Source organism: Variovorax sp. 01N425 (assembly GCF_056399465.1).
On the sequence record NZ_JBFTRJ010000012.1, the window covers coordinates 184386 to 209449 of the forward strand.

The window sequence follows — 25064 nt, forward strand, 5'->3', positions numbered from 1 at the left end:
GCCGAAGGGGCACAAAGGGGACACCTATAATCGCAATTTCCCACTGCCCGGATCTCTGGTCCGGAACTGGCATGACCAAATTTGTCTTCGTCACCGGTGGTGTCGTATCTTCCCTTGGCAAGGGAATCGCCTCCGCCTCCCTCGCCGCGATCCTCGAATCGCGCGGCCTCAAGGTCACCCTCATCAAGCTCGATCCGTACATCAATGTCGACCCCGGCACGATGTCACCGTTCCAGCATGGCGAGGTGTTCGTCACCGACGACGGTGCCGAGACCGACCTCGACCTCGGCCACTACGAGCGCTTCATCACCACGCGGATGCGCAAGGCCAACAACTTCACCACTGGCCAGATCTACAAGACCGTGCTCGAGAAGGAGCGCCGCGGCGACTACCTGGGCAAGACGGTGCAGGTGATTCCGCACATCACCAACGAGATCCAGGAATACATCAAGCGCGGCGCCGGCCTGGGCACCGCGCATGAGGTGGACGTGGCCATCGTCGAGATCGGCGGCACGGTGGGCGACATCGAATCGCTGCCCTTCCTCGAAGCCGTGCGCCAGATGAGCCTGCGCATGGGCCCGAACAACTCGGCCTTCGTGCACCTCTCCTACGTACCGTGGATCGCCGCCGCCGGCGAGCTCAAGACCAAGCCCACGCAGCACACCGCCAAGGAGCTGCGCGCCATCGGCATCCAGGCCGACGCGCTGCTGTGCCGCGCCGACCGCCCGATTCCCGACGACGAGCGCGCCAAGATCTCGCTGTTCTCGAACGTGCCCGAATGGGGCGTGATCTCCATGTGGGACGTCGACACCATCTACAAGGTGCCGCGCATGCTGCACGAGCAGGGCCTGGACGGCCTGATCTGCGACAAGCTGCGCATCAACACGCCGCCGGCCAAGCTGCAGCGCTGGGACGAGCTGGTGTACGAGGTCGAGCATCCGCAGCAGGAAGTCAGCATCGCGATGGTCGGCAAGTACGTCGACCTGTCCGACAGCTACAAGTCGCTGAACGAGGCGCTGCGCCACGCCGGCATGAAGAACCATGCGCGCGTGAAGATCGACTACATCGATTCCGAAACCATATCCCCGCAAGATGTCTCGCGGCTCGCCAAGTACGACGCGATCCTGGTGCCCGGCGGCTTCGGCCAGCGCGGCGTCGAGGGCAAGATCTCGGCCGCCCGCTTCGCGCGCGAAGGCAAGGTGCCCTACCTTGGCATCTGCCTGGGCATGCAGGTGGCCACCATCGAATACGCGCGCCACGTGGCGGGCCTCAAGAACGCCAACAGCACCGAATTCGACCCCGAAACGCCCTGCCCCGTGATCGCGCTGATCACCGAGTGGAAGGACGCCGACGGCACCGTGAAGACGCGCAACGAGAAGTCCGACCTCGGCGGCACCATGCGCCTGGGCGCTCAAAGCTCCGACGTCTCGGCCGGCACGCTGGCCCACAGCATCTACGGCGACGTGGTGACCGAACGCCACCGCCACCGCTACGAAGCCAACGTCAACTACCTCGACGAACTGCGCGCCGCCGGCCTGGTCATCTCGGCGCTGACGCAGCGCGAGCACCTGACCGAGATCGTCGAACTGCCGCAGGACGTGCACCCGTGGTTCATGGGCGTGCAGTTCCACCCTGAATTCAAGTCGACGCCGTGGAGCGGCCATCCGCTCTTCAATGCCTTCATCAAGGCGGCGCTCGACCACAAGGCCCGGAGCGCGGGCGGCGCAAAGAACCTGAAGGCTGTGGCATGAAACTCTGCGGATTCGACATCGGGCTCGACCAGCCTTTCTTTTTGATTGCCGGCCCCTGCGTGGTCGAATCCGAGCAATTGCAGATGGACACGGCCGGCACGCTGAAGGAAATCACTTCCTCGCTGGGCATTCCGTTCATCTTCAAGAGCAGCTTCGACAAGGCCAACCGCTCCTCGGGCACCAGCTTTCGCGGCCCGGGCCGCGAGAAGGGCCTGGAGATCCTGGCCAAGGTGAAGCGCGAGCTCGGCCTGCCCGTGCTGACCGACGTCCATACCGAGGACGACATCACCGAGGCCGCCAAGGTGGTCGACGTGCTGCAGACGCCCGCCTTCCTGTGCCGCCAGACCGACTTCATCCGCGCGGTGGCGCAGTCGGGCAAGCCGGTGAACATCAAGAAGGGCCAGTTCCTTGCGCCGCACGACATGAAGAACGTGATCGACAAGGCGCGCGCTGCCGCCAAGGAAGCCGGCCTGCCCGAAGACAGCTTCATGGCCTGCGAGCGCGGCGCGAGCTTCGGCTACAACAACCTGGTGTCGGACATGCGCTCGCTCGCGATCATGCGCGAGACCGGCGCGCCCGTGGTGTTCGACGCCACCCACTCGGTGCAGCTGCCGGGCGGCCAGGGCACGACCTCGGGCGGCCAGCGCGAAATGGTGCCGGTGCTCTCGCGCGCGGCCGTGGCCGTGGGCGTGGCCGGCCTTTTCATGGAAACGCACCCCGATCCCGCCAAGGCGCTGAGCGACGGCCCCAACGCCGTGCCGCTCAAGCACATGAAGGCCCTGCTCGAGACGCTGCTGGCGCTCGACCAGGTCACCAAGAAGAACGCATTTCTAGAGGACGTCTTTCAATCATGAGCAGTGGTTATGTCATCGCCCACGTCGAGGTCACCAATCCGGCGCAGTACGAGGAATACAAGAAGTGGTCGAGCGCCGCGATGCAGGCGCACGGCGCCGAGGTGTGCGTGCGCGGCGGCCAGGTCGAAGTGCTCGAGGGCGATTGGACGCCTTCGCGCCTCGTCATCCTGAAGTTCCCCAGCTTCGAGAAGGCCAAGGCCTTCTACGAAACGCCCGAATACCTGAAGGCACGCGAAGCCCGTGCCGGCGCCGCGGTGATGCGCATGGTCGCTGTCGAAGGCCTTTGATCAATCGAATCGAGACTGAAAGAAAGAGAAACGCATGAGTGCAATCGTAGACATCGTCGGCCGTGAAATCCTCGACAGCCGCGGCAATCCCACCGTCGAGTGCGACGTTCTGCTCGAATCGGGCACCATGGGCCGCGCGGCCGTGCCCTCGGGCGCATCGACCGGTTCGCGCGAAGCCATCGAGCTGCGCGACGGCGACAAGAAGCGCTACCTCGGCAAGGGCGTGCTCAAGGCGGTGGAGAACATCAACACCGAGATCTCGGAATCCGTGCTCGGCCTGGACGCCAGCGAGCAGGCCTTCCTCGACCGCACGATGATCGACCTGGACGGCACCGACAACAAGGGCCGCCTGGGCGCCAACGCCACCCTCGCCGTCTCGATGGCGGTGGCACGCGCCGCGGCCGAGGAGTCGGGCCTGCCGCTGTACCGCTACTTCGGCGGCATGGGCGGCATGCAGCTGCCGGTGCCGATGATGAACGTCATCAACGGCGGCGCGCACGCCAACAACAGCCTGGACCTGCAGGAGTTCATGATCATCCCCGTGGGCGCGCCGAGCTTCCGCGAAGCCGTGCGCTACGGCGCCGAGGTGTTCCATGCGCTCAAGAAGATCCTGGGCGACCGCGGCATCAGCACGGCCGTCGGCGACGAAGGCGGTTTCGCGCCCAGCGTCGAAAGCCATGAAGCGGCCATCCAGCTGATCCTCGAAGCCATCGACAAGGCCGGCTTCGTGGCGGGCGAGCAGATTGCGCTCGGCCTGGACTGCGCCGCGAGCGAGTTCTACAAGGACGGCAACTACGTGCTCTCGGGCGAGAACCTCACGCTGTCGGCCGGCAACTGGGCCGACATGCTGGCCACCTGGGTCGACAAGTACCCGATCATCAGCATCGAGGACGGCATGCACGAAGGCGACTGGGACGGCTGGAAGCTGCTGACCGAACGCCTGGGCAAGCGCGTGCAGCTGGTGGGCGACGACCTGTTCGTCACCAACACCAAGATCCTGCAGGAAGGCATCGACAAGGGCATTGCCAACTCGATCCTGATCAAGATCAACCAGATCGGCACGCTGACCGAGACCTTCGCCGCCATCGAGATGGCCAAGCGCGCGGGCTACACGGCCGTCATCTCGCACCGCTCGGGCGAAACCGAGGACAGCACCATCGCCGACATCGCGGTGGGCACCAACGCGGGCCAGATCAAGACCGGTTCGCTCTCGCGTTCGGACCGCATCGCCAAGTACAACCAGCTGCTGCGCATCGAGGAAGACCTCGGCGACATCGCCAGCTATCCCGGCCGCGGCGCGTTCTACAACCTGAAGTAGCACGCGAAGCCGGCGGCATGCGCTCGCGCCTCGTTCCACCCATCGTGCTGTTGCTGCTGCTGGTCATCCTGCAGTGGCAGCTGTGGAACGGGCGCGGCAGCGTGCGCGACGTGGCGCAGCTGCAGTCCAAGCTGGCCGACCAGAAGGCGGCCAACGCCAAGGCCGTGGTCAACAACGAGCGGCTGGCCTCCGAAGTCAACGACCTCAAGATCGGCCTCGAGATGGTCGAAGAGCGTGCGCGGCAGGAGCTGGGCATGGTCAAGCCCAACGAAGTGTTCGTTCAGGTCACGCACTGAATATGGCCCCCACGCTCGGCACTGCGTGTCCTCGCTGCCCCCCGAGGGGGCCGCTCGCGCCTTGGGGCGGCCCGGCGGCGCTCGACGCCTGACGCGCTGATGCCCGAGTTCTTCTCGGCCCCCGCATTCGCGCTCTGGGGCTCACCGGTCAGCTGGCTCGAACTCGTGGCGGCGGTGCTGGCGGTTGCGATGGTCGGCTGCAACATGCGCGAGATCCATTGGGGCTGGCCGCTGGCGATCCTCAGTTCGCTGCTCTACGTGGCCGTGTTCGCGCAGGCACGCATCTACGGCGACGCCTCGCTGCAGGTGTTCTTCGCCGTGGTCGCGCTCTGGGGCTGGTCGCAATGGCTGCGCGGCCACCGCGCCGATGGCAGCGCATTGCGCGTGAGCCGGCTTTCGCCGCGCGGCGTGGCGCTGGCACTCGCGGCCTGCGCACTGGCATGGCCCGCGGTCGCGCTCTTCCTGCGCCGCTTCACCGACACCGACGTGCCCTGGTGGGACGGCTTCTCGACCGGGCTCAGCCTCGTCGGCCAGTTCCTGCTCGGGCGCAAGTTCATCGAGAACTGGCTGGTGTGGCTGGCGGTGAACGTCGTGAGCGTGGGTCTCTTCATCCACAAGGGCCTGTGGCTCACGGTCGGGCTCTACGCCGTGTTCGCGGTGCTCAGCGTGGCAGGCTTTCTTGCGTGGCGTGCGCGCATGCACGGCGGGGCGGCAGCGCGCGCATGACGCCCACCTTGCCGACCGGATGCGTGATTGCGCTGCTCGGTGCCGAGAGCACCGGCAAGACCGAACTCGCCCGCGCGCTCGCGCAACGCCTGCAGGAACGCGGCATTGCCACCACGCTGGTGGGCGAATACCTGCGCGAATGGTGCGAGCGCGAAGGCCGCACGCCGCGCCCCGACGAGCAGCGGGCCATTGCAGAGGAGCAGACGCGCCGCATCGAAGCCGCGGCCGCTTCGGGCGTGGTGGTGGCCGACACCACGGCCCTCATGACCGCGGTCTACAGCGAACTGCTGTTCGGCGACACCTCGCTGCATGCCGACGCGCTGGCGGCGCAGGCGCGCTGCGCGATCACCCTGCTGACCGCGCTCGACATCCCGTGGATCGCCGACCCGCTGCGCGATGGCGACCACGCGCGCGAACCCACCGATGCGCTGGTGCGTGCGGCGCTCGCGGGCGCGGGGCTTTCTTTCGCCGTGGTGCACGGCACCGGCAGCGAAAGGCTCTCCAATGCGTGGAACGCCATCAATTCCATTGCCGGCAGCGAAGGCCGGGCCCGCGCACGGAGCCGCCTCGAATCCAAACCCGCTTCCTGGTCATGGCCTTGCGAGAAGTGCTCAGACCCGGAATGCGAGCATCGGCTTTTCAGCGACCTGATCGGACGCCGCGACGACACGCCTTCAACCCCCAGCTCGGAGACCTGATCGATGTTCCCGCCTCGCTTCTCTCGCTTTTGCGGCTTCTTCCTTGCCGGGCTGCTGGCAACGGCTGCCACGGCCGCGCCTGTCGCCGCCACCGTGGAGAACGCCACCACGGCCACCGCCTGCGCCGAGGAAGACAACGTGTCGCTGGTGCTGCGCGGCGAAGGCATCCGGCGCATGCGCATCGAGGCGCTGCAGCCGGCCTACCTCGACAGCATCGGCAACGACGTCACCGCCCCCGACTTCTCGGGCTGCAACTTCGACGGCGGCGCGCATCCCACCGATCCCGCGCACAAGTTCAAGCCGCGCCGCGTGGTGCTGCTCGACGACGCGCAGTGGCGCATCGTCGGCATGACGCTGCCCAGCTTCTGGCGGCCGCAGCAGGTGCCGGTGCGCGTGGGCGCGCGCACGGACCGCGGCTTCCACATGCTGCAGATCTTCCGCAAGGAAGAGGGCAAGGCGCTCGAAGCGCTGGTGCTCTACCCGGCCGACGGCTACTGGCGCATCAAGCCGCTGCCGCAGGCGCGCTTCGGCGACGGGGTGTATGGCTCCTCGTTCCTGCTCGGCCCGGTCGAACAGGGCAGCCGGCCGGTGGTCGACATCGCATCGATCCGCATCGTGCCGAAGCCGCTGGCCATCCACCTGCGCTTCGTCGGCGGCGGCAGCGCCGTGGCCAAGGTGTCCGAGATCAGCCGCGAGCGCACCGCACTCGACGTGACGCTTTCCAAGCCCACGGCGAGCGCGCGGCCCTTTGCCGTGCTGCGCTCGATGTACGTGGCGCCCGACAACGCCGACGTGAGCGAGCTGCGCTGGCAGGAATCGCCCGAGGCCGCGGAGCAGGTGCTGCCGCTGCCCGACGTGAAGACGCTGAACGCCACGCAGGTGCGCTTCGGGCGCAGCCTGCCTTCGCGCCACAACACCAGCGCGCCCGACATCGCGTTCAGCGATTTCGACGGCAAGGTGCCGCGCTGAGCGGAGCGCGCGGCCGGCTCACCGGCGCGCCGAATCTCGCCCCGGTGAAAAGCGTTACTGGACGATCGGGCTGCCCGGGATCTGGTCCGTCGGCGGCCTGAAGATCTGCGCCGCATCGACCGCATCGAAGCGGTACTGCTTGCCGCAGAAGTCGCAGCCCACCTCGATGTCGCCGCGCTCGGCCAGGATCTCCTCGGCCTCCTCGACGCCGAGCCCGCGGATCATCTGCGCCACGCGGTCGCGGCCGCAGGTGCACGCGAAGTGCGGACCCAGCAGGCCCGCCTGCGGCTCGAAGCGCAGCAGCTTCTCTTCCCAGAACAGGCGGCGAAGAATGGTCTCGATGTCGAGCGTGAGCAGCTCGTCGCGCGTGAGGCTGGAAGCGAGGATCGAGATGCGGTTGTAGTCCTCGTTGCGGCCGATCTGGTCTTCGTTGGCCTGGTCGTGGTCCTTGCCGGAAGTGCCGGAAGTGCCCTCGAGGTTGCCCTCGCCCTTCACCGGCAGGCGCTGGATCAAAAGGCCCGCCGCCACCTGGTCGTCCGCCGCGAGCACCAGCGTGGTGTCGAGCTGCTCGCTTTGCAGCATGTAGTGCTGCAGCACGTCGCTGAGCCGGCCGAGCTTCTCGCCCTCCTCGTCGAACAGCGGCACCACGCCCTGGTAGGGCGTCGTGCCCGGCAGCTTGTCCTTGGGGTCGAGCGTGATGGCGCAGCGGCCCTTGTTGTTGACGTTGACCATCTCGGGCAGGCGCGCATCGGCCGGCAGGTCGCCGATCACCTTGGCGGTGGCACGCAGGCTCAGGTCGGGCTTGGCCTCGGCCACGGCCACCTTGACCGGACCATCGCCGAAGATCTGCAGGATCAGCGCGCCGTTGAACTTGATGTTGGCCTGCATCAGCGTGGCCGCGGCCGTCATCTCGCCGAGCAGTTCGGCCACCGGCGGCGGGTAGGCGCCGGTGGCGGTGTTGGAGGCGCGCCGCGCCAGGATTTCCTGCCACGCATCTGTCAGGCGCACGATCATGCCGCGCACCGGCAGGCCATCGAACAGGAATTTGTGCAGCTCGCTCAAAACATCATCCTTCTCTAAATAAGCAGTCTTCGCGCGGAATACCGCGGAACCGGCTCCGCCGGGCCGCTGGTATTGCCCCCTGCAAGGGGGTGGGAGGCCACACGAAGTGGGCAAGCCAGGGGGTTAGCCAATCCTCTTCAAGCCCTTCGCATAGCGAATGGCATTCTTGACGTAGTGATCGGAGCCGTGCCGCAGGCGCGCGGCGTCTTCGTCGCTGATCGTGCGCATCACCTTGGCGGGCGAGCCGAAGATCAGGGAGTTGTCGGGAAACTCCTTGCCCTCGGTCACGACGCTGCCGGCGCCAACAATCGAATTGCGGCCGATCTTCGCGTTATTCAAGACCACCGCCTGGATGCCGATCAGCGAGTTGTCGCCGATGGTGCAGCCATGCAGCATGACCTGGTGGCCGATGGTGACGTTCTCGCCGATGGTGAGCGGGCTGCCGGGGTCGGAATGCAGCATCGACATGTCCTGCACGTTGCTGTTGCGCCCGATGGTCATCTTCTCGTTGTCGCCGCGCAGCACCGCGCCGAACCAGATGCTCGCGTTGTCGCCCAACTGCACGTTGCCGATCACCTCCGCGCTATCGGCGACCCAGGCGCCGGTGCCGAGTTGCGGCGCAACGCCGTCGAGTTCATAGAGGGCCATCGTGGAGTCTCCGGGGGCAAAACCTAGAATTGTAGGGATGCACCCCCGATTGAGCGCGCTGGCCGCGCTGCGACTCACCGACCCTGAACAGAAAGTTGCGGCAACGCGCGCCACTGCTGCCCTGGCCGCTACCAATTCCATAGCGACCGACCCTCTGCGCGTCGTGGGCGATGACGTCGGCGTGCCGGGCCGCCCCGAACGGCCGCTGCGCGTGGCCGCCACCGCCGTGCAGAAGCGCTCGCCCTTCACGCCCGAAGGCCGCGCCGCGCTGATCCATTCGATCTGCCACATCGAGTTCAACGCCATCAACCTCGCGCTCGACGCCGTCTGGCGCTACGACGGCATGCCCGAGGCCTACTACCGCGACTGGCTGCGCGTGGCCGACGAAGAGGCGCAGCACTTCACGCTGCTGCATGCGCACCTGCAGGACATGGGCTGGCGCTACGGCGACTTCCCCGGGCACGACGGACTCTGGAGCATGTGCGAGAAGACCAGGGACGACGTGCTCGCGCGCATGGCGCTGGTGCCTCGCACGCTCGAAGCGCGCGGGCTCGACGCCACGCCGCTGATCCAGGCCAAGCTCAAGCGCGTGAACACGCCCGATGCGCTGCGCGCGGTCGAGATCCTCGACATCATCCTGCGCGACGAAGTGGGCCACGTGGCCATCGGCAACCGCTGGTACCGCTGGCTCTGCGAACGCGCCGGCCGCGACCCGGAGGCGACCTATCCAGAACTCGTGGCGCGCTACGAAGCGCCGCGCCTGAAGCCGCCCTTCAACCTCGAAGCCCGTGGCCGCGCGGGCTTCAGCGCCGAAGAGCTGCGCGCGCTCTCGGTCGGCGGCAGGGACTGAACGGCAGGCCTACGCGGGCCGGGCGTGCACGACCAGCTTGGGCGTGAAGTACTGGAGCACCTCGCCGCGCTGGTTGAGCGTGCGGCAGCGCATCGTGACCATCGCGCGGCCCGGCTTGGACCGCGATGGCGTGATGTCGAGCACCTCGCTCACCACGTGCAGCACGTCGCCGGGCCGCGTCGGCTTGGGCCACTGCAGCTCGCCGCCCGAGCCGATGATGCCTTCGGCCAGCGGAATGCCGCTTTCCACCATCAGCTTCATGGTGAGCGCCGCCGTGTGCCAGCCGCTGGCCGCGAGGCCGCCGAAGAAGGTGGTCTTCGCGGCCTCTTCATCGGTATGGAAGGGCTGCGGATCGAACTGCGATGCAAAGGCCTTGATCTGCGCCACATCCAGCGCATGTTCGCCGCTCTGGAAGCGGTCGCCGACCGACAGGTCTTCGAGGTAAAGCGCGCGCTTGGCGCCCGTGTCGTCAGGGAGTGCCGCCATGGGAGTTCCTTGTAGTGCCTGCGCGCATTCTCGAACTATTCAGATGCGCTCGAGAATCGTGGCAATGCCCTGCCCGCCGCCGATGCATTGCGTGGCCAGCGCATAGCGGCCGTTCTCGCGCGCGAGCAGCGACGCCGCCTTGCCCGTGATGCGCGCACCAGTCGCGCCCAGCGGATGGCCGATGGCAAGGCCGCCGCCGTCGAGATTGATCCTCGCCGCATCGAGGCCGAGGTCGCGGATGCAGGCCAGCGCCTGCGACGAGAAGGCCTCGTTGAGTTCGATCACGTCGAGGTCGGCGGCCTTGAGCCCGGCGCGCGCCAGCGCCTTGCGCGTGGCCGGAATCGGGCCGATGCCCATGATGGCTGGGTCGACGCCCACGGTCGCGAACGCGCGGATGCGCGCGAGCGCCTGCAGGCCGTGCTTCGCGGCGAAGGCATCGCTGGTCACGAGCACGGCGGCGGCGCCGTCGGTCAGCGGCGACGAGGTGCCGGCCGTCACCACGCCATCAGGACGGAACGCCGGCTTGAGGCCCGCCAGCGCCTCGGCCGAGGTGGCCGGGCGGATGCAGCCGTCGGCATCGACCACCTCGCCCGAGGCCAGGCGCACCGGCACGATCTCGCCCGCGAGCCGCCCTTGCGCGCGCGCAGCGGCGGCCTTGCGGTGCGACTCCACCGCAAAGGCCTCCTGGTCGGCGCGGCTCACGTTCCAACGCTGCGCAACGTTCTCGGCGGTCTCGCCCATCGAGATATAGGCATCGGTGTTTTCTTGCAGTTCGGGGTTGGGCGAGAAGTTGAAGCCGCCCTGCGGCACCATCGTCATCGACTCCACGCCCACGCACAGGAAGGCCTCGCCCATGCCCGCCTCGATCTGCGCCGCGGCAATGTGCACCGCCTGCATCGACGAGCCGCAGAAGCGGTTGACCGTCATGCCGCCCACCTCGTGCGGCAGGCCCGCGAGCAGGCCGACGATGCGAGCGAGATTGTTGCCCTGCGAGGCCTCGGGGTAGGCGCAGCCCAGGATGATGTCCTCGAGCAGCGCGGGGTCGAGGTCGGTGCGCTGCAGCAGGCCGCGAACCACGCCGGCGGCCAGCGTGTCGGGGCGCACCTCGGCAAGCGCACCCTTCTTCGCGAAGTGGAAAGGCGAGCGGGCATAGGCGGAAATGACGGCTTTCATGGAAACACTCCTTGGCGAAACCTACCATCCAATCGGTAGGCAACGAGGTCAAAAAATAGGCACGCGCCGCGTGCCCGCGAGGCCGCCCGGCGATCAGCCGGGCAAGGAACTCCTGAGCTGCGCAATGGCTTCGTCGAAGTCTTCGACGCGGCCCGTCATGCGCGATGCGAGCAGCGCGCCCTGGCACACCGAGAACACATAGGCCGCCTGCGATGCAAGCGATGCGCCCTTCTTCTGCCGGGCCGGCGCCAGTGCGCCCAGCACGCCCGTGAGCCACAGCACCTGGGTGTTGCGCAGTTCCTGCACGGCCTGGCGCAGTTCCTCGTCGATGCAATCCCAGCCGGGCGCCAGCGCCCCCGCGGGGCACATGCCCGAGCCTGCCTTGAGCGTGTCGCGGTACATGCGGAAATAGGATTCGAGCGCGTCCTTCGGCGTGCGCACCCGCGCCGCGTCCCAGTCCTTGAAGAGCTGCGTGGCCTGCCGGATCACCGCAATGCCCAGCGCTTCCTTGGTCGGAAAGTGGTGGTACAGGCTCGCCTTGCGGACGCCGACCGCATCGGCCACATCCTGGAAGCTGAAGCCCAGGTAAGAGCGCGTTTCGATCAGGCGGCGCGCCACCCCGAGGATCTGCTCCCGGGTGCTGCCGGCGGCGAGTGCGGTCGAGGGGGCGATGGCGCTGCTCATCTACCTACTATAAGGTAGGGAAATCGGGACCACAAGCCGCAGGGTCAATCGGCCTTGATGTTCGCGGCCTTCACGATGCGCGCATTGCCTTCGAACTCCGAGGCGATCTCCGCAGCGAAGGCCGCGGGGGTGCCGCCGGTCGGCACGTTGTCGGTGGCCGTGAGCTTGGCGCGCAGCTCGGGGCTGGCCAGGGCCTTGTTGATCTCGGCGTTGTACTTCTCGACCAATATGGGCGGCGTGGCCGCGGGCGCGAAGACGCCGAACACCGAATTGATGTTCGCGGCACTGAAGCCCAGCTCGCCCAGCGTGGGCACCTGCGGCAGGCTCTCGAGCCGCGCGGGCGCACCCACGGCCAGCGGACGCAGCTTGCCCGAGCGGATGTGCGAAGTGAGCGTGGGGCTCGCATTGCTCGAGAGAATCTCGAACTGCCCGCCGAGCGCATCGTTGAGCTGCTGGCCGCCGCCCTTGTAGGGCACGTGCGTGATATCGACGCCCGTGGCCGCCTTCACCTGCTCGAGCACGATGTGGCCGAGCGATGCCGGCCCCGAGGTGGCCCAGCGCACCGCGCCGGGCTGCGCCTTGGCATCGGCGATCAGCGCGCGGAAGTCGCGCGCCCTGCTGGCCGGCGTGGCGATCAGCAGCACCGGCGAATACATCACGCTCGCCACCGGCGCGATGTCCTTGAGCGGATCGAAGGGCAGCTTGCCGAGGTGCGGACTCAGCACCAGCGGGCTGATGGCCGAGAAGCCCAGCGTGGCACCGTCGGGTGCGGCCTTGGCCACGGCATCCATGCCGATGGCACCGCTGGCGCCGGCGCGGTTGTCGACCACCACCGTGGTGCCCATCTGCGCGGCGAGCCTGTCGCCGAGCGCACGCGCGACCACGTCGCTGACGCCGCCCGCGGGGTACGCCACGATGAGGCGGATGGTCTTGGGAATGGCCTGGGCCTGTGCGCCGCCGGCAGCGAGCAATGCCGCCGCGACCCAGATTCTTTTCTGCATGAACGAAGTCTCTTTGCTGTTGGTGAAGTGAAGGAACACCGCGCCTTCAGCCGCGCGGGTGGTGCTGCGCATGCAGCTGCTTGAGGCGCTCGCGCGCCACGTGGGTGTAGATGGTGGTCGTGGAGATGTCGGCATGGCCGAGCAGCAATTGCACCGCGCGCAGGTCGACGCCGTGGTTCAGCAGGTGCGTGGCGAAGGCGTGGCGCAGCGTGTGGGGCGACAGCGGCACATGGATGCCGGCCGCGGCGGCCTGCTTCTTCACGATGATCCAGAACATCACGCGCGTCATGCCTGCGCCGCGCGCGGTCACGAACAGGTCGGGCGTCTGCTGCCCGTCGAGGATGGCGGGGCGCGACTCGTCCAGGTAGCGCTCGATCCAGCGCCGCGCCTCGCCGCCGAAGGGCACGAGGCGCTCCTTGCTGCCCTTGCCGAGTACGCGCAGCACGCCGTCGTTGAGGCTCATGTCGATGACCTTGAGCGCCACCAGCTCGCTCACGCGCAGGCCGCTCGCATACATCAGCTCGAGCATCGCGCGGTCGCGCAGGCCAAGTGGGGTTTCCACGTCGGGTGCGGCCAGCAGGTCGTCCACCTGCTTTTCCGACAGCGTCTTGACGGCCCGCGGCATCTGCCGCGCGGGCGCGAGCCGGATGCTCGGATCGGCTGCGATGCGGCGCTCGCGCAGCGCCCAGCGGTAGTAGCGCTTGAACACCGTGAGCCGCCGGTTGGCCGAGGTGGCCTTGCCCCGGGTCGACAGGCGCGCGCCCATGTAGGCCTGCAGGTCGGACTCCTGCGCCGTGTCGAGCGCGCGGCCGCTGCGCTGGCTGCCCAGCCATTGCGCGAACAGCGCGAGGTCGCGGCGGTAGGCGGCCAGCGTGTTCTTCGACAGCCCGTCCTCGAGCCAGAGGGCATCGATGAAGTCGTCGATCTCGGGGGTTTGCGTGGCGGCGGCCTCTGTCATGCGCTGCAAGATATCAAAAAAAGAAAAGCCGCCCGTGGCGCGGGCGGCTTTGCGGAAGGAAAAAGCGGCTCAGTCGAGCTTGAGCTTCTGCTTCACCACCACCTGCTTGTAGACCTCGTATTCGGCCTTGATCTGCGCGGCGAACTGCTCGGGCGTGTTGGCGACGATCAGCGAACCGGTGTCCTCGATGCGCTTCTTCACGGCCGGGTCTTCCACCGCCTTCTTCACGCCGGCGCTGACCTTGTCGACCACTTCCTTCGGCAGGCCCTTGGGGCCGAGGATGCCGTAGTAGGCCATGCGGTTGACCGGCTCGAGCCCCACTTCCTTGAAGGTGGGCACGTTGGGCAGCGCGGCCAGGCGCTGCGGCGCCGACACCACGATCGGAACCAGCCGGCCGCTCTGGATGAAGGGCATGGCCGACGGGATGTTGTCGAACATGATCGGCACCTGGCCGGCCACCACGTCGTTGAGCGCCGGGCCCGCGCCGCGGTAGGGAATGTGCGTGACGAAGGTGTTGGTGAGGCTCTTGTAGAGCTCCATCAGCAGGTGGCCGATGCCGCCGGTGCCCGACGAGGCGTACGAGTACTTTCCGGGGTTCTTCTTGAGCTCGGCCACGAACTCCGCATAGTTTTTGGCCGGGAAGCTCGGGTTGACCGCAATGATGTTGGGCGTGGCCGCAATGTTGATGATCGGCGTGAAGTCGTTGATCGGGTCGTACGGCACCTTGGGGTTGATGGCCGGATTGGCCGCCGTGCTCGACACCGTGGCAACGCCGAGCTTGTAGCCATCGGGCGTGGCGCGCGCCGTTTCGGCTGCGCCCACGATGCCGCCGCCGCCCGCGCGGTTGATCACCACCACCGGCTGGCCCAGCACCTTGCCGAGCGGGTCGGAAATCACGCGCGCCACGATGTCGGTCGTGCCGCCCGGTGCAAAGGGCACGCTCAGCTCGACCGGCTTGTTCGGATAGCCCTGCGCGAAGCTCTGGCCCGCGGCCGCGACCAGCGCGGCGGCTCCCACCATGGCGCCCCATTGACGACGTTGCATCTATAACTCCTTGATTGAATGGTTGATGTCGAAAAACCAAAGCCCCGGATGCTAGCGGCTTCGCACCGCGCTCATGCTGTGGATTACCCATGGTCCGCCACGGTTTATGCTCGAAGCGGTGAACTTCGCACAGCTGCTCTTTCCGGATTTTTCGCTCATCGCCATCGGCTGGCTTCTTTGCCGCTACACGGCGCTCGACCGCCGCGTGTGGGACCAGGTCGAAAGCCTGGTCTACTACTTTCTATTTCCTGTGCTGCTGTTCCACTCGATCGTGCGCAGCCCGCTCGACTTTGCCGCCACCTCGAGCCTGCTCACCGCAGGCGTGGGCATCGGCTTGTGCGGCATCGCGATGGCCTACGCGCTGCCGTTCGTGCCCGGCCTCGGTTCGCACGTCGACCGTCGCGACCATGCGGCGAGCGCGCAGATCGGGTTCCGCTTCAACTCCTTCATCTGCCTGGCGCTCGCCGAGCGGCTGGCCGGTGCGCAGGGCCTGCTGCTGATTGCGGTGCTGATCGGCGTGTGCGTGCCGATGTTCAACATCGCGGCCGTCTGGCCGATGGCGCGGCATGCCGAGAGCGGCTTCGCGCGGCAGCTGGTGCGCAATCCGCTGATCGTCGCCACGCTGGCCGGGTTGCTGGCCAACGTGCTGGGCTTCACCGTGCCGAACTGGGCCACGCCCACGCTCACGCGCATCGGCGCCGCATCGCTCGCGCTCGGCCTGCTGGCCGCGGGCGCGGGCATGCAGTTCGCCACGCTGGGGCGCGGCAAGGTGCTCGCGGTGTCGGTGCTGTCCATACGGCACCTGTTCCTGCCGCTGGTGGCATGGGGCCTGTCGCTCGCGCTGCGGCTGGACGCGACGCAGGCCTCGGTGCTGATGGCGTTTTCCGCCGTGCCCACGGCCTCGAGCGCCTATGTGCTGGCGGCGCGCATGGGCTACAACGGACCGTACGTGGCGGGCCTCGTGACCCTGTCGACGCTGCTGGGCGTGCTGAGCCTGCCGTTTGCGCTGGCGCTGCCGCGCTAGGACGCGTTCGGCGTTTCGGGGCGCTGCGCCAGCGCCCACGCCACGTGCTCGCGCACCAGTTCGCTCGGGTCCGAGGCACGCGTGGCCAGGGCCTCTGCGGCGCCGCTTTCGCCCGCGCGCAGTGCGTTGCCAAGGGCCACGGCGATGTTGCGCAGCCAGCGTTCATGGCCGATGCGGCGGATCGGGCTGCCTTCGGTGAAGCGCAGAAATTCCTCTTCGCTCCAGGCAAAGAGCGCGGCCAGCGACTGGCCGGTGAGCCCCTCGCGCGCATCGAAGTCGGGCAGCGCGCTCTTCTTCGCAAACTTGTTCCAGGGGCAGATCAGCTGGCAGTCGTCGCAGCCGTAGATGCGGTTGCCCATCAGCGGCCGAAGCTCCAGCGGAATCGGCCCGCCGTGCTCGATGGTGAGGTACGAAATGCAGCGCCGCGCATCGAGCCGGTATGGCGCGACGATCGCCTTGGTCGGGCACACGTCGATGCAGGCGCTGCAGCTGCCGCAGTGCGCGGTGACCGGCTCGCTTTCGGGCAGCGCCATGTCGACGTAGATCTCGCCCAGGAAGAACATCGAGCCCGCGCTGCGGTCCAGCACCAGCGTGTGCTTGCCGCGCCAGCCCTGGCCGCTGCGGGATGCAAGCTCGGCTTCGAGCACCGGCGCCGAATCGGTGAAGGCGCGGTGGCCGAACGGGCCCACTTCCTCGGCGATGCGCTCGGCCAGCCGGGCCAGCCGCGCACGCATCACCTTGTGATAGTCGCGGCCGCGCGCATAGACCGAGACGATGGCTTCGCCGGGCCGCGAGAGGCGATCGAACTCCACGGCCTGCCAATCGTCGAGCGGCGTGCCGCGCGGCAGGTAGTCCATGCGCGCCGTGATGACGCTCACCGTGCCCGGCACCAGCTCGGCCGGCCGCGCGCGGCGCGTGCCGTGCGTTGCCATGTATTTCATCTCGCCATGGAACCCATGGGCCAGCCATTGCATCAGACCTTCCTCGGCGCTCGATAAATCGACGCCCGCGATTCCGATTTGGGAGAATCCGAGTTCCCGGGCCAATGCCTGAATACGAGCAACGAGTGGATGGCTGACGATCACTTGCCGATTGTAGAAACGCCGAAGAACGCCGGCCGCACGCTGCACTGGCGCAGCGAAGAAGACACCGACGCCTTCGCGCGCGCACTCGCGGCCTCGCCCGCGCTGCGCGATGCCTTCATTGCGCTGCACGGCGACCTCGGCGCCGGCAAGACCACCTTCGTGCGCCACCTGCTGCGCGCGCTCGGCATCGAGGGCCGCATCAAGAGCCCGACCTATGCCGTGGTCGAGCCGCACGAAGCGCCCGACGGCCTGGCCATCTTCCATTTCGATTTCTACCGCTTCAACGATCCGCGCGAGTGGGACGACGCCGGCTTCCGTGACATTTTCGCGGGTCCGGGCCTCAAGCTCGCGGAGTGGCCAGAGAACGCTGCCGGCCGCACACCAATTGCCGACCTCGCTATTAAAATAGAAGCAATGACAGACGACACACGCAGCGTGACCCTCCTGGCGAACACTCCCCGCGGCAGCACCCTGCTGACGCAGCTCGGCGCATGAAGGCCACCGGCCTCAAGCGGCGCGTGCTGCTGCAGGGCGGCAGCATCGCGCTGATGCTCGGCGTGCACCAGATCGCGCGCGGCGCCACCATCCTCGCAGTGCGCGTGTGGCCCGCGGCCGACTACACGCGCGTGACCATCGAATCCGATGCGCGGCTGCATTCGCAGCAGCTGGTGGTCGGCAGTCCGCCGCGGCTGGCGGTGGACATCGAAGGCATCGATCTCAACCCCGAGCTGCGCGACCTGGTCGGCAAGATCAAGCCGGGCGACCCGTACATCAACGGCCTGCGCGTCGGCCAGAACGCACCCAAGGTGGTGCGGATCGTGTTCGACCTCAAGCAGGCCGTGGTGCCGCAGGTGTTCTCGCTGGCGCCCATTGCCGCGTACAAGCACCGGCTGGTGCTCGACCTCTACCCCGAAAAAGCCATCGACCCGATGGAAGCGCTGATCACCGAGCGCCTGCGCGAAGCGCCGCGCGGCAGCAGCGCCGGCGGCAGCAACGGTGCCGTGGCAAGCGCACCGTCGGTGCCGCCGCCGGCCGCGCCCTCCTCGGGCCTCGCGCCCGACGGCGGGCCGCCGATCCTCGTGCGGCCGTCGCCCAACGTGCCAGCGCCGATCCCCGCGCCCGGCAGCATCGCGCCATCTCCCGCCCGCCCGCCGGCCACGGCGGCCGGGCCCGCACCCGATCCGCTGGGCGAGCTGATGGCGCAGCAGTCGACGCGGCCCGGCCCCGTCGTGCCACCCGCGCCGCCCATTGCGCCTGCCGTACCCGTGGCGCCTCCCGCGCCCCTCGCGTCCGCGCGCGGCAGCGCCACCGCGAGCCGCACCGACCGCATCATCATCGTGGCGCTCGATCCCGGCCATGGCGGCGAAGACCCGGGCGCCATCGGCCCCAACGGCACGCGCGAAAAAGACATCGTGCTGCAGATCGCGCATCGCCTGCGCGACCGCATCAACGCGAGCAGCGTCAACGGCAACCCGATGCGCGCGTTTCTCACGCGTGACGCCGATTTTTTCGTGCCGCTGGGTGTGCGCGTGCAGAAGGCGCGGCGCGTGCAGGCCGACCTCTTCGTGAGCATCCATGCCGATGCATTCACCACGCCCGCCGCGCGCGGCGCGAGCGTCTTTGCGCTGAGCCAGAGCGGCGCCTCGAGCAGCGCCGCGCGCTGGCTCGCCAACAAGGAAAACGAAGCCGACAAGGTCGGCGGCGTGAACGTGGGGAACCACGAAGTGCAGGTGCAGCGCGCGCTGCTCGACATGAGCACCACGGCGCAGATCAACGACAGCCTCAAGCTCGGCGGCGCCATGCTCGGCGAGATCCGCGGCATCGGCGCGCGGCTGCACAAGCCCGCGGTCGAGCAGGCCGGCTTCGCGGTGCTCAAGGCACCCGATATCCCGAGCGTGCTGGTCGAAACGGCGTTCATCAGCAACCCCGAAGAAGAAGCCAACCTGCGCAGCGTCAGCTACCAGGAAAACCTTTCCGATGCGCTGATGCGCGGCATCCAGCGCTACTTTGCGCAGAACCCGCCGCTCGCGCGCAGCCGCCAGCTCTGAGCCCGCGCGCGCCGTGCCGTCCCACGCGGGCCGGCCCGTGGCAACGCACAGGCAGGCGCGGCAGGCTCCTACACGGGGGACCGGCGCCTTTTGTCCATCATGGCTCCATCACTCTAGAAAGGTGGACACCATGATGATGAAGGCACGAATCTGGATTTCCGCTGCAGCGGCAGGCGCGGTCATGGCGCTGGCCGGCTGCGCGTCCGGCCCCAACCAGAACCTGGGCACCGGCATCGGCGCGCTCGGCGGTGCGGCCGTGGGCCACGCCATCGGCGGCAACACCGGCAGTACCCTGGGCGGCGCGGCCATTGGCGGCGTGATCGGCAACCAGGTGGGCCGCAGCGTCGACGAGCGCAACTACTACGAGAGCCAGCGCGCCTATCCGCCGAACACCTATTACCCGCGCAACGGCCCGAACTACTGACCTTTTACCAATCCTGACTCTCTCTCTGCTCGAGCGCGCCATCACTGGCGCGCTTTTTTTTTCCGGTGCCGATCAAGCCTTCGAAGGCAGCTGCGCGCGCGCCTTCTCTGCACGCGATGCGCGCCAGGCACCGAAGATCGCGATCAGGCCCGGCACGAAGATCAGCGCCCAGATGATCTTGTCGAGATGCTCGCGAACGAACGGCAGGTTGCCGAAGAAGTAGCCCGCCGTCGCGATGCCCAGCACCCAGATCAGCCCGCCCACCACATTGAACATGGTGAACTTCGCGCGGCTCATTTCGGCCACGCCGGCCACGAAGGGCGCGAAGGTGCGAATGAAGGGCATGAAGCGCGCAAGGATGATCGTGATGCCGCCATAGCGCTCGTAGAAGGCATGGGCCTGGTCGAAGGCCTTGCGGTTGAAGAAGCGCGAGTCCTCCCACTTGAACACCTTGGGCCCGAAGTAGCGGCCGATGCTGTAGTTGCACTGGTCGCCCAGGATGGCCGCCGCAATGAGCACTGCGCAGGCCAGCGGAAAGCTCATGAGCCCCACGCCGCACAGCGCGCCCACGATGAAGAGCAGCGAGTCGCCGGGCAGGAAAGGCATCACCACCGCGCCTGTCTCCACGAACACGATCAGGAAGAGCAGCGCATAGACCCAGGGACCATAAGCAACGACGAAGGCCTCGAGGTGTTTGTCGACGTGCAGGATGAAGTCGACGAGAAAGCTGATGATTTCCATGGTCGCGGATTATCCTTGCTGCGCGCCGCATGACGTCCCATGACGAATTCGGAGATCCAAGATGACAGGTCGATACATCCAGACCTGTTCTGGCGCCAGCAGCCCGATGTACCTGGCGGCCTGACACGCTGATGCCAGGCTGAAAGGGCTCCCGCGGGCAGCGGCGCGGCGGGGGCAACCCGGCTTCTAGAATGCTCGCGTGAGCGCCCTTCCCTCTTCCATTCCGTCCCTCCAGCGCCGTCCGATCCGCGAACTTCCCGACGAGCTGATCAGCCAGATCGCCGCGGGCGAAGTGGTCGAACGCCCGGCCTCCGTGGTGCGCGAACTGCTCGACAACGCGCTGGACGCCGGCGCGCGCCAGGTCACGGTGCGGCTGGCCTCGGGCGGCGTGCGGCTGATCTCGGTGGAGGACGACGGTCAGGGCATTCCGCGCGAAGAACTCACGGTGGCACTGCGCCGCCATGCCACCAGCAAGATCGCGAGCCTGAACGATCTCGAGACCGTGGGCACCATGGGCTTTCGCGGCGAGGCGCTCGCGGCCATCAACGCCATTGCGGAGCTCAGCATTCTTTCCCGCTTTGCGGGTGCCGACGGCGCCTTTGCGCTCGACGGCCGCACCGGCGAACTGCGGCCGGTGGCCCGTGCCGTCGGCACCACGGTCGAGGTGCGCGAGCTTTTCTTCGCGACCCCCGCGCGGCGCAAGTTCCTGAAGACCGACGCCACCGAACTGGCCCACTGCATCGAGGCCGTGCGCCGCCATGCGCTGGCGCGGCCGGAGGTCGGCTTTTCGGTGTGGCACGACGGCAAGCTGATGGAACAGTGGCGCGCCGCCGACCGGCGCGAGCAGCGCCTGGCCGACGCGCTCAGCGACGACTTCGTGGCGCAGAGCGTGGCCGTCGAGTACATGGGCGGCGCGGTTCGCGTGGCCGGCCGTGCCGGCATTCCGGATGCGGCCCGCTCGCGCGCCGACCAGCAGTTCTTCTATGTCAACGGCCGCTTCGTGCGCGACAAGGTGCTCTCGCATGCCGTGCGCAGCGCCTACGAAGACGTGCTGCACGGCCAGCGCCAGCCCGTGTATGCGCTGTACCTCGAAATCGATCCGTCGCGCGTCGACGTGAACGTGCATCCGACCAAGATCGAGGTGCGTTTTCGCGATGGCCGCGAGGTGCACCAGGCGGTGCGCCATGCGATCGAGAACGCGCTTGCGGCACCGCGCGCGGGCGATGCCGTCACGCCCGCGGCGCCGCAGCAACCCTTTTTCAAACCGAACGTGCCCGCGTCGGGTGCAGCCTGGGCCCAGCCGGGCATCAATTTCGTGGCGGCGGAGCGCGGCGCCGGCGATTTCGAGGCCCTGTGGCCCCAGCGGACCGGCGCCTCGAACCCCGGATCCGGCGCTTCCCCCTGGCCCGCTGCCGAAGCGGCGCCCGCAGCGTTCCGGGCCCCCGCCGGGCTGCCGGCCGAATCGACGGCTCCTGGCGCCCTGTCCACCAATGAGCAAGCCTGGCCCCTGGGCCGCGCGCTGGCGCAGCTGCAGGGCATCTATATCCTGGCCGAGAACAGCCAGGGCCTGATCGTGGTCGACATGCACGCGGCGCACGAACGCATCGTCTACGAGCGGCTCAAGACCCAGCTCGACGGCGCCGCCATCACGAGCCAGCCGCTGCTGATCCCGGCCACCTTCGCGGCCACGCCCCAGGAAGTGGCCACCGCCGAGGCCTGCGCCGCGGTGCTGCCCACGCTGGGGCTGGAAATCACGCCGTTTTCGCCGCGCACCCTTGCGGTGCGTGCGGTGCCGGGCACCCTGGCCGATGGCGATCCGGTGGAGCTTGCGCGCAGCGTATTGGCCGAACTGGCGCAGCACGACGCCAGCACCGTGGTGCAGCGGGCGCAGAACGAATTGCTCTCGACCATGGCCTGCCATGGTGCGGTGCGGGCCAACCGCAGGCTCACGATCGACGAAATGAACGCTTTATTACGTCAAATGGAAGCCACCGAGCGTTCGGACCAGTGCAACCATGGCCGTCCGACCTGGCGGCAGCTGTCGATTCGGGAGCTGGACGCGCTTTTTATGCGCGGCAGATAGCAAATCGGGGCATTTTGAGGGTTTTTCCGGAGTTTTTGGAGGTCATCCGCGAAGCGGGCACGGGCGTTGCATATGTAGAACAAAGTGCCACTTGAGGGCGCTTGGGGGGAAGTGCTGGGGCGCAGTGTCGGCGCGCTCCTTGCTCGAGCATGAACTTTCCGCCGGCTTCGCTGTCCCTCTAGTCCATGAAACGCTGGTCCCTCCTTGCCTCCGTTCTTTCGCTGTGCGCCCTCCTGGCCGCCGGCTGCTCCACATTCGACGAACAGCAGCGCGAGTGGATCTTCCAACCCAGCGACCGCAGCTGGGGCAACACCGCGACCATGACCGAGGGCATGCAGGACGTCTGGATCGACTTCCAGTCCTCCATCACCGGCGAATCCGCCCGCCTTCACGGCCTCTGGCTCGGCGGCGAGCCCGAGACCACCGACCGTCCGGTCATGCTGTACCTGCACGGCGCCCGCTACAACGTGGCCGGATCGGCGCCGCGCATCCAGCGCATGCACGAGTTGGGCTTCTCGGTGCTGGCCATCGACTACCGCGGCTTCGGCAAGAGCTCCAAGGGACTGCCCTCGGAAGAATCGGCGCGCGAGGACGCGCGCGCCGCCTGGACCTGGCTCGCGGCCCGGCATCCGCGGCAGCACCGCTACATCTTCGGCCACTCGCTGGGCGGCGCCATCGGCATCGACCTGGCCGCCAGCGTCAACGACGAGAGCGGCACCATCGTCGAAAGCACCTTCACCTCCATTGCCGACGTGGTGAGCGGCTTCAAGTGGGGCTGGCTGCCGTTCGGCCCGTTCATCACGCAGCGCTTCGAGGCCATCAACCGCGTCAAGGACATCGGCGCGCCGCTGCTGGTGGTGCATGGCACCGCCGACAGCCTGATCAACCCCACGCTGGGCCGCAAACTCTACAACGCGGCCACCGTGCCCAAGCTCTTCGTGCTGGTGGAGGGTGGATCGCACCACAACACCAATTCGATCGGCGAGGCGCAGTACCGCTCGGCGCTCTCGCAGCTGTTCCGCATGAAGCCCGAGACCACGCTGGCTTCGCGCCAAGGGGAAGGCACGCCGGTGCTGCGCGGCACGCCATCGCTGCCGGCCGCACCGGCGTCCCCGCGCACCGATTCGCCCGCCCTGCCGCAGGAAGCGCGCGGCAAGGCCAGCGCCAGCGCGCAGGCGATCTGAAGCTTCCGGTTTTGTTGTTACCCTCGGGCGCTTATGCCGCCCTCCGCTGCCGCCTCCGCCCTTCCTGAAAACCCGACATACATCGCGCTCGCGGGGCCGACCGCCTCCGGCAAGACGGCGGTGGCGCTCGCGCTGGCGCGGGTGCGCCCGGTGGAGATCGTCAGCGTCGATTCGGCGCTGGTCTATCGCGGCATGGACATCGGCACCGCCAAGCCCAGCCGGGCCGAGCAGGCCGCCGTGCCGCACCACCTGATCGACATCCTCGATCCGCGCGAAAGCTACAGCGCCGCCGCCTTCGTGGCCGACGCGACACGGCTCATCGGCGAGATCCGCGCGCGCGGCGCCTTGCCGCTGCTGGTGGGCGGCACCATGCTCTACTTCAAGGCGCTGTTCGACGGCATCGACGCCATGCCCGCCGCCGATGCCGCCGTGCGCGCGCGCATCGACGCCGAAGCCGCCGCGCTGGGCTGGCCCGCCATGCATGCGCGGCTCGCCAAGGTCGACCCCGTGACCGCGGCGCGCCTGGCGCCGCAGGACAGCCAGCGCATCCAGCGTGCGCTCGAGGTATGGGAAAGCAGCGGGCAGCCCTTGTCGAGCTTTCATGCCGGCGAGAGAGACAAGGCAGTGAAGGGATTGGCCGGCGGCGCGCTGTTCTCGCTCGAACCCGCCGACCGCGCCTGGCTGCATGCGCGCATTGCCGAGCGCTTCGACGCCATGCTGGCCGCCGGCTTCCTCGACGAGGTCAGGGCGCTGCGCGCACGCGGCGATCTTTCCACCGAGCTTCCCTCGATGCGCTGCGTGGGCTACCGGCAGGCCTGGGAAATGCTCGACGCATGCGGCGGCGCGCAGCCCGATGCCAAGGCCGTCGGCACGCTGCGCGAGCGCGGCATCGCGGCCACGCGCCAGCTCGCCAAGCGGCAGATCACCTGGCTGCGCAGCATGCCGGCGCGCACCGTCATCGCCTGCGACGCGCCCGGCGCGTTGCAGACCGCTGTTCAACGCATCGCAGGCACCACCGCATGACGCTACGCATCTCGGGGCTCGCCAAGCACTACGGCGACGTGCCCGTCTTCGAGAACGTGACGCTCGGCGTCGAGCCCGGCGAGTTCGTCGCCATCGTCGGCGAATCGGGCGTCGGCAAGTCGACGCTGCTCAACTGCATGGCCGGGCTCGACAGCTGGGACGCGGGTACGGTCACGCACGGCGGCATCGACATCGGCACGCTCGACGGCGAAGCCTGCGCGCTCTGGCGCCGGCGCCACGTGGGCTTCGTGTTCCAGGCTTTCCACGTGCTGCCGCACCTGGACGTGGCGCAGAACGTCTCGCTGCCGCTGATGCTGCTGGGCGGCAAGCGCGATGAAGGCCGCGTCGCGCACATGCTCGATGCGGTGGGCCTGCCCGGCATGGGCGCGCGGCTGCCGCAGACGCTCTCTGGCGGCCAGCTGCAGCGCGTGGCCATCGCGCGCGCGCTGGTGCACCGGCCCGCCCTGCTGCTGGCCGACGAGCCCACCGGCAACCTCGACCCCGGCACCGCTTCGAAGGTGATGGAACTGCTGATCGGCCAGACGCGCGAGCACGGCGCTTCGCTGGTGCTGGTGACGCATTCCGAGAGCGCGGCAGCCCGTGCGGACCGCCTGCTGCACCTCACGGCCGAGGGAATCCGCGCCTGA

27 protein-coding genes are annotated in these 25064 nt (G+C 68.1%); 17 read left to right on the forward strand and 10 right to left on the reverse strand.

What is annotated here, in order from left to right; translation table 11 throughout:
* Positions 1 to 71 precede the first annotated feature (71 nt).
* The 8 genes from AC1DSC_RS22180 (at position 72) to AC1DSC_RS22215 (ending at position 6899) form a co-directional block, all read left to right on the forward strand.
* The gene (locus AC1DSC_RS22180) at positions 72 to 1751 is read left to right on the forward strand and encodes a CTP synthase (RefSeq protein ID WP_012748540.1); all 1680 of its coding nucleotides are present in this window, start codon (positions 72 to 74) and stop codon (positions 1749 to 1751) included.
* Entirely contained in the window at positions 1748 to 2605 is an 858-nt protein-coding gene (gene kdsA, locus AC1DSC_RS22185) for a 3-deoxy-8-phosphooctulonate synthase (RefSeq protein ID WP_012748541.1), read from the forward strand. The genes AC1DSC_RS22180 and kdsA overlap by 4 nt, the downstream gene beginning before the upstream one ends.
* A complete protein-coding gene (locus AC1DSC_RS22190; RefSeq protein WP_012748542.1) occupies positions 2602 to 2892 on the forward strand; it encodes a DUF1330 domain-containing protein in 291 nt (96 codons plus the stop codon). Before kdsA ends, AC1DSC_RS22190 begins: the two co-directional genes overlap by 4 nt.
* A 34-nt stretch (positions 2893 to 2926) precedes the next feature.
* Positions 2927 to 4210: a phosphopyruvate hydratase gene (gene eno, locus AC1DSC_RS22195; RefSeq protein WP_012748543.1), complete on the forward strand. Its 1284-nt coding sequence runs from the start codon at positions 2927 to 2929 to the stop codon at positions 4208 to 4210.
* 17 nt (positions 4211 to 4227) lie between these two features.
* Positions 4228 to 4506 carry a cell division protein FtsB gene (gene ftsB / locus AC1DSC_RS22200; protein WP_012748544.1) on the forward strand — a complete coding sequence of 93 codons (279 nt, stop codon included), beginning with the start codon at positions 4228 to 4230 and terminating at the stop codon, positions 4504 to 4506.
* A gap of 99 nt (positions 4507 to 4605) precedes the next feature.
* Positions 4606 to 5232, forward strand: a complete 627-nt coding sequence (gene pnuC, locus AC1DSC_RS22205) for a nicotinamide riboside transporter PnuC (RefSeq protein ID WP_369663113.1) — start codon at positions 4606 to 4608, stop codon at positions 5230 to 5232.
* Positions 5229 to 5930 (forward strand): AAA family ATPase, encoded by a 702-nt coding sequence (locus AC1DSC_RS22210; RefSeq protein ID WP_369663114.1) that lies wholly within the window; start codon positions 5229 to 5231, stop codon positions 5928 to 5930. The genes pnuC and AC1DSC_RS22210 overlap by 4 nt, the downstream gene beginning before the upstream one ends.
* A gap of 3 nt (positions 5931 to 5933) precedes the next feature.
* Complete coding sequence (locus tag AC1DSC_RS22215; protein ID WP_062366497.1) at positions 5934 to 6899, forward strand: hypothetical protein; 966 nt, start codon at positions 5934 to 5936, stop codon at positions 6897 to 6899.
* Positions 6900 to 6953: 54 nt separating this feature from the next.
* On the opposite strand, the gene hslO is transcribed toward AC1DSC_RS22215, so the two are convergent.
* Together hslO and AC1DSC_RS22225 are read right to left on the reverse strand one after the other, a co-directional pair.
* Positions 6954 to 7961 carry an Hsp33 family molecular chaperone HslO gene (gene hslO, locus AC1DSC_RS22220; protein WP_012748548.1) on the reverse strand — a complete coding sequence of 336 codons (1008 nt, stop codon included), beginning with the start codon at positions 7959 to 7961 and terminating at the stop codon, positions 6954 to 6956.
* Positions 7962 to 8084: 123 nt separating this feature from the next.
* Positions 8085 to 8609: a gamma carbonic anhydrase family protein gene (locus AC1DSC_RS22225; RefSeq protein ID WP_278876574.1), complete on the reverse strand. Its 525-nt coding sequence runs from the start codon at positions 8607 to 8609 to the stop codon at positions 8085 to 8087.
* 37 nt (positions 8610 to 8646) lie between these two features.
* Here AC1DSC_RS22225 and AC1DSC_RS22230 point away from each other — a divergent pair, with 37 nt between their 5' ends.
* Complete coding sequence (locus AC1DSC_RS22230) at positions 8647 to 9459, forward strand: ferritin-like domain-containing protein (protein WP_369663115.1); 813 nt, start codon at positions 8647 to 8649, stop codon at positions 9457 to 9459.
* Positions 9460 to 9468: 9 nt separating this feature from the next.
* Here the strand turns inward: AC1DSC_RS22230 and AC1DSC_RS22235 are convergent, their stop codons facing one another.
* The 6 genes from AC1DSC_RS22235 to AC1DSC_RS22260 all read right to left on the reverse strand — a co-directional run bounded on the left by AC1DSC_RS22235 (position 9469) and on the right by AC1DSC_RS22260 (position 14805).
* Positions 9469 to 9945, reverse strand: coding sequence for a MaoC family dehydratase (locus AC1DSC_RS22235; RefSeq protein ID WP_012748551.1), 477 nt, complete (start codon positions 9943 to 9945; stop codon positions 9469 to 9471).
* Between the two features lie 39 nt (positions 9946 to 9984).
* The gene (locus AC1DSC_RS22240; RefSeq protein WP_369663116.1) at positions 9985 to 11118 is read right to left on the reverse strand and encodes a thiolase family protein; all 1134 of its coding nucleotides are present in this window, start codon (positions 11116 to 11118) and stop codon (positions 9985 to 9987) included.
* Positions 11119 to 11211: 93 nt separating this feature from the next.
* Entirely contained in the window at positions 11212 to 11802 is a 591-nt protein-coding gene (locus AC1DSC_RS22245; RefSeq protein ID WP_028256225.1) for a TetR/AcrR family transcriptional regulator, read from the reverse strand.
* 44 nt (positions 11803 to 11846) lie between these two features.
* Complete coding sequence (locus AC1DSC_RS22250; protein WP_028256224.1) at positions 11847 to 12803, reverse strand: Bug family tripartite tricarboxylate transporter substrate binding protein; 957 nt, start codon at positions 12801 to 12803, stop codon at positions 11847 to 11849.
* A 46-nt stretch (positions 12804 to 12849) separates the two neighbouring features.
* Positions 12850 to 13761 carry a site-specific tyrosine recombinase XerD gene (gene xerD, locus AC1DSC_RS22255; protein ID WP_062366489.1) on the reverse strand — a complete coding sequence of 304 codons (912 nt, stop codon included), beginning with the start codon at positions 13759 to 13761 and terminating at the stop codon, positions 12850 to 12852.
* 69 nt (positions 13762 to 13830) lie between these two features.
* Positions 13831 to 14805 carry a tripartite tricarboxylate transporter substrate binding protein BugE gene (locus tag AC1DSC_RS22260; RefSeq protein ID WP_012748556.1) on the reverse strand — a complete coding sequence of 325 codons (975 nt, stop codon included), beginning with the start codon at positions 14803 to 14805 and terminating at the stop codon, positions 13831 to 13833.
* Positions 14806 to 14911: 106 nt separating this feature from the next.
* Between AC1DSC_RS22260 and AC1DSC_RS22265 the strand changes: the two genes are divergently transcribed.
* Positions 14912 to 15829 carry an AEC family transporter gene (locus AC1DSC_RS22265; protein ID WP_369663117.1) on the forward strand — a complete coding sequence of 306 codons (918 nt, stop codon included), beginning with the start codon at positions 14912 to 14914 and terminating at the stop codon, positions 15827 to 15829.
* On the opposite strand, the gene queG is transcribed toward AC1DSC_RS22265, so the two are convergent.
* Positions 15826 to 16914, reverse strand: coding sequence for a tRNA epoxyqueuosine(34) reductase QueG (gene queG / locus AC1DSC_RS22270; protein WP_018905885.1), 1089 nt, complete (start codon positions 16912 to 16914; stop codon positions 15826 to 15828). The two genes, AC1DSC_RS22265 and queG, sit on opposite strands and share 4 nt — an antisense overlap.
* Here queG and tsaE point away from each other — a divergent pair.
* The 3 genes from tsaE (at position 16900) to AC1DSC_RS22285 (ending at position 19386) form a co-directional block, all read left to right on the forward strand.
* Positions 16900 to 17409 (forward strand): tRNA (adenosine(37)-N6)-threonylcarbamoyltransferase complex ATPase subunit type 1 TsaE, encoded by a 510-nt coding sequence (tsaE, locus tag AC1DSC_RS22275; RefSeq protein WP_369663118.1) that lies wholly within the window; start codon positions 16900 to 16902, stop codon positions 17407 to 17409. The genes queG and tsaE overlap by 15 nt on opposite strands.
* Positions 17406 to 18962: an N-acetylmuramoyl-L-alanine amidase gene (locus AC1DSC_RS22280; protein WP_018905883.1), complete on the forward strand. Its 1557-nt coding sequence runs from the start codon at positions 17406 to 17408 to the stop codon at positions 18960 to 18962. The genes tsaE and AC1DSC_RS22280 overlap by 4 nt, the downstream gene beginning before the upstream one ends.
* A gap of 133 nt (positions 18963 to 19095) precedes the next feature.
* A complete protein-coding gene (locus AC1DSC_RS22285; RefSeq protein ID WP_230537887.1) occupies positions 19096 to 19386 on the forward strand; it encodes a glycine zipper domain-containing protein in 291 nt (96 codons plus the stop codon).
* A gap of 72 nt (positions 19387 to 19458) precedes the next feature.
* On the opposite strand, the gene AC1DSC_RS22290 is transcribed toward AC1DSC_RS22285, so the two are convergent.
* Positions 19459 to 20127 (reverse strand): DedA family protein, encoded by a 669-nt coding sequence (locus AC1DSC_RS22290; protein WP_012748562.1) that lies wholly within the window; start codon positions 20125 to 20127, stop codon positions 19459 to 19461.
* Between the two features lie 199 nt (positions 20128 to 20326).
* On the opposite strand from AC1DSC_RS22290, the gene mutL reads away from it, so the two are divergent.
* The 4 genes from mutL to AC1DSC_RS22310 all read left to right on the forward strand — a co-directional run bounded on the left by mutL (position 20327) and on the right by AC1DSC_RS22310 (position 25064).
* Positions 20327 to 22210: a DNA mismatch repair endonuclease MutL gene (gene mutL / locus AC1DSC_RS22295; protein ID WP_369663120.1), complete on the forward strand. Its 1884-nt coding sequence runs from the start codon at positions 20327 to 20329 to the stop codon at positions 22208 to 22210.
* 185 nt (positions 22211 to 22395) lie between these two features.
* Entirely contained in the window at positions 22396 to 23394 is a 999-nt protein-coding gene (locus AC1DSC_RS22300) for an alpha/beta hydrolase (protein WP_012748564.1), read from the forward strand.
* A gap of 33 nt (positions 23395 to 23427) precedes the next feature.
* Positions 23428 to 24417 carry a tRNA (adenosine(37)-N6)-dimethylallyltransferase MiaA gene (gene miaA, locus AC1DSC_RS22305; RefSeq protein WP_369663121.1) on the forward strand — a complete coding sequence of 330 codons (990 nt, stop codon included), beginning with the start codon at positions 23428 to 23430 and terminating at the stop codon, positions 24415 to 24417.
* Positions 24414 to 25064, forward strand: a complete 651-nt coding sequence (locus AC1DSC_RS22310) for an ABC transporter ATP-binding protein (protein ID WP_369663122.1) — start codon at positions 24414 to 24416, stop codon at positions 25062 to 25064. Before miaA ends, AC1DSC_RS22310 begins: the two co-directional genes overlap by 4 nt.

Bases quoted from the DNA above. Each gene is read 5' to 3' on its own strand.
- AC1DSC_RS22285 (WP_230537887.1), top strand. From the start codon at position 19,096: ATGATGAAGGCACGAATCTGGATTTCCGCTGCAGCGGCAGGCGCGGTC.
- AC1DSC_RS22190 (WP_012748542.1), top strand. From the start codon at position 2,602: ATGAGCAGTGGTTATGTCATCGCCCACGTCGAGGTCACCAATCCGGCG.
- AC1DSC_RS22280 (WP_018905883.1), top strand. From the start codon at position 17,406: ATGAAGGCCACCGGCCTCAAGCGGCGCGTGCTGCTGCAGGGCGGCAGC.
- miaA (WP_369663121.1), top strand. From the start codon at position 23,428: ATGCCGCCCTCCGCTGCCGCCTCCGCCCTTCCTGAAAACCCGACATAC.
- AC1DSC_RS22245 (WP_028256225.1), bottom strand. From the start codon at position 11,802: ATGAGCAGCGCCATCGCCCCCTCGACCGCACTCGCCGCCGGCAGCACC.
- AC1DSC_RS22235 (WP_012748551.1), bottom strand. From the start codon at position 9,945: ATGGCGGCACTCCCTGACGACACGGGCGCCAAGCGCGCGCTTTACCTC.
- tsaE (WP_369663118.1), top strand. From the start codon at position 16,900: ATGGCTGACGATCACTTGCCGATTGTAGAAACGCCGAAGAACGCCGGC.
- kdsA (WP_012748541.1), top strand. From the start codon at position 1,748: ATGAAACTCTGCGGATTCGACATCGGGCTCGACCAGCCTTTCTTTTTG.
- ftsB (WP_012748544.1), top strand. From the start codon at position 4,228: ATGCGCTCGCGCCTCGTTCCACCCATCGTGCTGTTGCTGCTGCTGGTC.
- AC1DSC_RS22215 (WP_062366497.1), top strand. From the start codon at position 5,934: ATGTTCCCGCCTCGCTTCTCTCGCTTTTGCGGCTTCTTCCTTGCCGGG.
- AC1DSC_RS22265 (WP_369663117.1), top strand. From the start codon at position 14,912: ATGCTCGAAGCGGTGAACTTCGCACAGCTGCTCTTTCCGGATTTTTCG.
- eno (WP_012748543.1), top strand. From the start codon at position 2,927: ATGAGTGCAATCGTAGACATCGTCGGCCGTGAAATCCTCGACAGCCGC.
- AC1DSC_RS22210 (WP_369663114.1), top strand. From the start codon at position 5,229: ATGACGCCCACCTTGCCGACCGGATGCGTGATTGCGCTGCTCGGTGCC.
- pnuC (WP_369663113.1), top strand. From the start codon at position 4,606: ATGCCCGAGTTCTTCTCGGCCCCCGCATTCGCGCTCTGGGGCTCACCG.
- AC1DSC_RS22230 (WP_369663115.1), top strand. From the start codon at position 8,647: ATGCACCCCCGATTGAGCGCGCTGGCCGCGCTGCGACTCACCGACCCT.
- AC1DSC_RS22310 (WP_369663122.1), top strand. From the start codon at position 24,414: ATGACGCTACGCATCTCGGGGCTCGCCAAGCACTACGGCGACGTGCCC.
- AC1DSC_RS22180 (WP_012748540.1), top strand. From the start codon at position 72: ATGACCAAATTTGTCTTCGTCACCGGTGGTGTCGTATCTTCCCTTGGC.
- xerD (WP_062366489.1), bottom strand. From the start codon at position 13,761: ATGACAGAGGCCGCCGCCACGCAAACCCCCGAGATCGACGACTTCATC.
- AC1DSC_RS22260 (WP_012748556.1), bottom strand. From the start codon at position 14,805: ATGCAACGTCGTCAATGGGGCGCCATGGTGGGAGCCGCCGCGCTGGTC.
- AC1DSC_RS22300 (WP_012748564.1), top strand. From the start codon at position 22,396: ATGAAACGCTGGTCCCTCCTTGCCTCCGTTCTTTCGCTGTGCGCCCTC.
- AC1DSC_RS22290 (WP_012748562.1), bottom strand. From the start codon at position 20,127: ATGGAAATCATCAGCTTTCTCGTCGACTTCATCCTGCACGTCGACAAA.
- AC1DSC_RS22250 (WP_028256224.1), bottom strand. From the start codon at position 12,803: ATGCAGAAAAGAATCTGGGTCGCGGCGGCATTGCTCGCTGCCGGCGGC.
- AC1DSC_RS22240 (WP_369663116.1), bottom strand. From the start codon at position 11,118: ATGAAAGCCGTCATTTCCGCCTATGCCCGCTCGCCTTTCCACTTCGCG.
- AC1DSC_RS22225 (WP_278876574.1), bottom strand. From the start codon at position 8,609: ATGGCCCTCTATGAACTCGACGGCGTTGCGCCGCAACTCGGCACCGGC.